The 5184-nt window shown below is 57.2% G+C and carries 4 protein-coding genes and 1 other annotated feature; all 4 genes read left to right on the top strand.

Features of this window, described 5'->3' with window-relative positions:
• Positions 1 to 124 precede the first annotated feature (124 nt).
• The 4 genes from dnaX (at position 125) to htpG (ending at position 5173) form a co-directional block, all read left to right on the top strand.
• Positions 125 to 2212 (top strand): DNA polymerase III subunit gamma/tau, encoded by a 2088-nt coding sequence (dnaX, locus tag RT340_RS21695; RefSeq protein ID WP_097117475.1) that lies wholly within the window; start codon positions 125 to 127, stop codon positions 2210 to 2212.
• Positions 1554 to 1615: a sequence feature (DnaX frameshifting element), on the top strand. Its footprint overlaps the gene before it by 62 nt.
• Before the next feature lie 52 nt (positions 2213 to 2264).
• The gene (locus RT340_RS21690; protein WP_031377860.1) at positions 2265 to 2594 is read left to right on the top strand and encodes a YbaB/EbfC family nucleoid-associated protein; all 330 of its coding nucleotides are present in this window, start codon (positions 2265 to 2267) and stop codon (positions 2592 to 2594) included.
• Entirely contained in the window at positions 2594 to 3199 is a 606-nt protein-coding gene (gene recR / locus RT340_RS21685; RefSeq protein WP_097117474.1) for a recombination mediator RecR, read from the top strand. The genes RT340_RS21690 and recR overlap by 1 nt, the downstream gene beginning before the upstream one ends.
• 99 nt (positions 3200 to 3298) lie before the next feature.
• Positions 3299 to 5173: a molecular chaperone HtpG gene (htpG, locus tag RT340_RS21680; protein WP_313377716.1), complete on the top strand. Its 1875-nt coding sequence runs from the start codon at positions 3299 to 3301 to the stop codon at positions 5171 to 5173.
• Positions 5174 to 5184: the final 11 nt, after the last annotated feature.

The raw sequence follows: 5184 nt of genomic DNA, 5'->3' as shown, positions 1-5184 counted from the left end.
TAGACTACTGCCCATGTAAACAGGGGGTGCGAAGCTGCATTTTTCCTCGTTGTCTTGTGGCGGAACCCGGTTCACTTAGCCGCACCGCTGTGCCAACTCAATAAATTCCAGTGATTGAATCCACATGAGCTATCAGGTACTTGCGCGAAAATGGCGTCCCCAGGCTTTCGCTGACGTAGTCGGTCAGGAACATGTGCTGACTGCGCTGGCCAACGGATTGTCACTGGGACGAATCCATCATGCTTATCTCTTCTCCGGTACACGCGGCGTGGGGAAAACCTCGATCGCCCGTTTGCTGGCGAAAGGTCTTAACTGCGAAACCGGTATCACCTCCACGCCATGTGGTCAGTGTGATAACTGCCGTGAAATCGAGCAGGGGCGCTTTGTCGATCTTATTGAGATCGATGCCGCGTCACGCACCAAAGTCGAAGACACGCGCGATTTGCTGGATAACGTGCAGTACGCCCCGGCGCGCGGTCGCTTCAAGGTTTATCTGATCGATGAAGTGCACATGCTCTCGCGTCACAGCTTTAATGCGCTGTTGAAAACGCTGGAAGAGCCGCCGTCGCACGTCAAATTCCTGCTGGCGACCACCGACCCGCAAAAACTGCCGGTCACTATTCTGTCGCGTTGCCTGCAGTTCCATCTTAAAGCGCTCGACGTCGAGCAAATTCAGCAGCAGTTAGTGCATATATTGCAGCAGGAGCAGATTGCCGCCGAGCCGCGTGCACTGCATCTGCTGGCGCGTGCCGCTGATGGCAGTATGCGTGATGCCCTGAGTCTCACCGATCAGGCGATTGCCATGGGGCAGGGCAGCGTGACGCGTGAAACCGTGGCGCAAATGCTGGGCACGCTGGATGACGAACAGCCGCTGGCGCTGATTGAAGCGCTGGTGGAGGGCCAGGGTGAACAGGTGATGGCACTGCTGAATCAGGCGGCATCGCGTGGTGTCGAGTGGGAAGCGCTGCTGGTCGAGATGCTGCGATTACTGCATCGCGTGGCAATGGTGCAACTGCTGCCGGCTTCGCTGGGTGAGGATGATGTAAATCAGGCACATCGCTTGCGCGATTTAGCGCGCGTCTTACCGCCCGCCGATGTGCAGCTCTACTACCAAACTTTGTTGATGGGACGTAAAGATCTGCCGCTGGCACCGGATCGTCGCCTCGGCGTCGAGATGACGCTGCTGCGCGCGCTGGCGTTCCATCCGCAGGCGACCATTGCCGAGCCGGTTGCGCGGCCCAGTCTGATCCCGCAGGCGGCACCGCAAGCGTCTGCTGCATCCGCAGGCGTTGCTGCGCCGGCCTCTTCCGCTCAGGTTACTGCTCCAGCTTCGTCAGCCAACACTGCAGCGTCAGCAACGCCAGCGGCTTCCGCTCCCGGACCTGCAGCCACTTCTTCGGCACCTCGCACCGCCTCTGCCGCGCAGCCGCAGATGGCGCCGCCAATGCAGGACGCGCCGCCGATGGCTGATGACTACGCCGATATGCAACCGGCGCCAGAACATATGTCCGACTCCACCAGCCAACTGTTACAGGCGCGAACGCAGTTGCTGCGTCAGGGAGCCGGCAAAGCAAAAAAGAGTGAGCCGGCAGCGCGTCCCGCGCGGCCGGCGAACCCGGCGCTGGAACGTCTTGCCAGTGTCACCGAACGCGTGCAGCAGCGTGCGTCTGAACCCGCGGTAAAAACGCCCGCGAAGCCAGAAGCCTATCGCTGGAAAGCCCAGCAAACGGTCGAGGTAAAAGCGGAGCCCATCGCAACGCCAAAAGCCTTGCGTTCCGCTCTGGAGCATGAGAAAACGCCTGAGCTGGCGCTTCGTCTGGCCGAAGAAGCCCAGCAGCGCGATGCGTGGGCCGCCGAAATAGCCGCACTGACGTTGCCAAAACTGGTGCAGCAGGTGGCGTTAAACGCGTGGAAAGAGGTGGGCGAGAACGCCGTCACGCTGCATTTGCGCAGCAGTCAACGCCACCTGAATTCAGCGTCGGCAAAACAGGCGTTGACGGAAGCGCTCAGTCAGGCAGCCGGACAAACGGTTGAACTGACCATCGTTGAAGACGATAATCCTGCGGTGTTGACGCCACTGGAATGGCGTCAGGCCATTTATGAAGAGAAACTGGTGCAGGCGCGCCAGTCGATTGAAAGCGATACTCACATTCAGACATTGCGTCGATTCTTCGATGCCGATCTGGATGAAGAGAGTATTCGACCCGTTTGAACACCCGCTGTCGCGCGTGAGTGGCGCGCAGCCCCAGCAGAGAGAGAAGACTATGTTTGGTAAAGGCGGATTGGGCAACCTGATGAAACAGGCCCAGCAGATGCAAGACAAAATGGCCAAAGTTCAGGAAGAGATTGCCGCGCTGGAAGTGACCGGTGAATCAGGCGCTGGCCTGGTCAAAGTCACCATCAATGGTGCACATAACTGCCGCCGTGTTGAAGTCGATCCAAGCTTGCTGGAAGACGACAAAGACATGCTGGAAGATCTGATTGCGGCAGCCTTCAACGATGCAGCACGTCGTATCGATGAAACGCAGAAAGAGAAAATGGCTTCTGTGTCTTCTGGTATGCAGTTGCCACCTGGCTTCAAGATGCCGTTCTGATGCAAACCAGTCCACTGCTTGAATCTTTGATGGAGTCGCTGCGTTGCCTGCCGGGCGTGGGCCCGAAATCGGCGCAGCGCATGGCTTTTCAGCTGTTACAGCGCGATCGTAGCGGTGGTATGCGTCTGGCGCAGGCTTTGACCCGCGCGATGTCGGAAATCGGCCACTGTGCCGATTGCCGCACTTTCACCGAGCAGGAAATTTGCACCATCTGCGCCAATCCGCGCCGTCAACAAAACGGCCAGATTTGCGTGGTGGAGAGTCCTGCCGATATCCACGCCATTGAGCAAACCGGCCAGTTTGGCGGCCGTTACTTTGTGCTGATGGGCCACTTGTCACCGCTGGATGGCATCGGTCCGCAAGATATCGGTCTGGATCGGTTAGAGCAGCGCCTGGAGCGTGAAACGCTGACCGAAGTGATCCTCGCCACCAACCCAACGGTGGAAGGTGAAGCCACGGCCAATTACATCGCTGAGCTGTGCGGGCAATATGGCGTTGATGCCAGCCGCATTGCACACGGTGTGCCGGTCGGTGGTGAGCTGGAAATGGTCGATGGCACCACGCTGTCGCACTCGCTCGCTGGACGCCACAAGTTTAAATTCTAATCACTTGCCGATGTCTTCACCGACATCGGCTTGAAATTCCCATCATCATCCCCATTTCTCTCTCAACCTATGATCAACCCCGATTTAGTTGAGGTAGCAATGACCATGAAAGGACAAGAGACGCGTGGCTTCCAGTCAGAGGTAAAACAACTTCTGCACCTGATGATTCACTCCCTCTATTCAAACAAAGAGATTTTCCTGCGTGAACTGATCTCCAACGCTTCGGATGCCGCCGACAAACTGCGCTTCCGCGCCCTGTCCACGCCGGATCTGTATGAAGGCGATGGCGACCTGCGCGTGCGTATCTCGGTCGATAAGGATAATCGTACGCTGACCTTGAGCGATAACGGTATCGGTATGCGCCGTGATGAGGTGATTGAGAACCTCGGTACCATCGCGAAGTCCGGCACCAAATCCTTCCTTGAATCCATGGGCTCAGACCAGGCGAAAGACAGTCAGCTGATCGGTCAGTTTGGCGTGGGCTTCTACTCGGCGTTTATCGTTGCAGATAAAGTCACCGTGCGTACTCGTGCTGCGGGTGCGAAAGCCGATGAAGCTGTGTTCTGGGAATCGGCGGGCGAGGGTGAATACACTCTGGCAGAAATCGAGAAAGCCGATCGCGGTACCGAAATCACGCTGCACTTCCGCGAAGGCGAGGATGATTTCCTCGATGCGTGGCGCGTACGCAACGTGATCAGCAAATACTCCGATCACATTGCGCTGCCGGTTGAGATTGAGACCAAAGACGAAGAGAACGACACCACCACCTGGGAGAAGATCAACAAAGCCCAGGCGCTGTGGACGCGCAACAAGTCTGAAATCAGCGATGAAGAGTACAACGAGTTCTATAAACACATCGCCCATGATTACAGCGATCCGGCGATCTGGAGCCACAACCGTGTGGAAGGCAAGCAGGAGTACACCAGCCTGCTGTACATCCCGCAGCGTGCGCCATTCGACATGTTCAACCGCGACAGCAAACACGGCCTAAAGCTGTATGTGCAGCGCGTGTTCATCATGGACGATGCCGAGCAGTTCATGCCGAACTACCTGCGCTTCGTACGTGGCCTGATCGATTCCAACGATCTGCCGCTGAACGTCTCGCGTGAAATCCTGCAGGACAGCCGTGTCACCCAGAGCCTGCGTGCCGCGCTGACCAAGCGTAGCCTGCAGATGCTGGAAAAACTGGCTAAAGACGACGCCGAAAAATACCAGCAGTTCTGGAAAGAGTTTGGTCTGGTCCTGAAAGAAGGCCCCGCCGAAGACAACACCAATCAGCAGGCGATTGCTAAACTGCTGCGCTTTGCCACCACGCAGAGTGAAGGCGCTGAGCAGACCATTTCGCTGGACGATTACCTGAGCCGCATGGTGGAAGGGCAGGATAAGATTTACTACATCACTGCTGACAGCTATGCCGCCGCGAAGAGCAGCCCGCATCTGGAACTGTTCCGCAAAAAAGGTATCGAGGTGCTGCTGCTGTCCGATCGTATCGACGAGTGGATGATGAGCTACCTGACCGAGTTCGACGGTAAAACCTTCCAGTCAGTGAGCAAAGCGGATGAGTCGCTGAGCAAACTGGCCGATGAAGAGACCGAAGAGCAGAAGGAAGCGGAAAAAGCGCTGGAGCCGTTTGTTGAGCGCGTGAAAACGCTGCTGGGCGAGCGTGTGAAAGAGGTGCGTCTGACTCATCGTCTGACCGACACCCCGGCGATTGTCACCACCGACGCCAACGAAATGACCACCCAGATGGCGAAGCTGTTTGCTGCTGCGGGCCAGGAAGTGCCGGATGTGAAGTACATCTTCGAAATCAACCCGGAGCATACGCTGGTGAAACGCGTGGCGGATACCCATGACGAAGCGCATTTTGCTGAATGGGTTGAGCTGCTGCTGGATCAGGCGCTGCTGGCTGAGTGCGGCACGCTGGACGATCCTAACCAGTCTATCCGTCGTATGAACCAACTGCTGACGGCGTAAGCCATTCAGCG

This window comes from Pantoea sp. CTOTU50773 (genome assembly GCF_032082325.1).
In the GTDB taxonomy this organism is placed as follows: Bacteria; Pseudomonadota; Gammaproteobacteria; order Enterobacterales; family Enterobacteriaceae; genus Pantoea; species Pantoea communis.
This window is presented reverse-complemented; position numbering and strand designations above follow the sequence as displayed.

Coding starts and splice junctions, on each gene's coding strand:
- htpG (WP_313377716.1), top strand. CDS start 3,299: ATGACCATGAAAGGACAAGAGACGCGTGGCTTCCAGTCAGAGGTAAAA.
- recR (WP_097117474.1), top strand. CDS start 2,594: ATGCAAACCAGTCCACTGCTTGAATCTTTGATGGAGTCGCTGCGTTGC.
- dnaX (WP_097117475.1), top strand. CDS start 125: ATGAGCTATCAGGTACTTGCGCGAAAATGGCGTCCCCAGGCTTTCGCT.
- RT340_RS21690 (WP_031377860.1), top strand. CDS start 2,265: ATGTTTGGTAAAGGCGGATTGGGCAACCTGATGAAACAGGCCCAGCAG.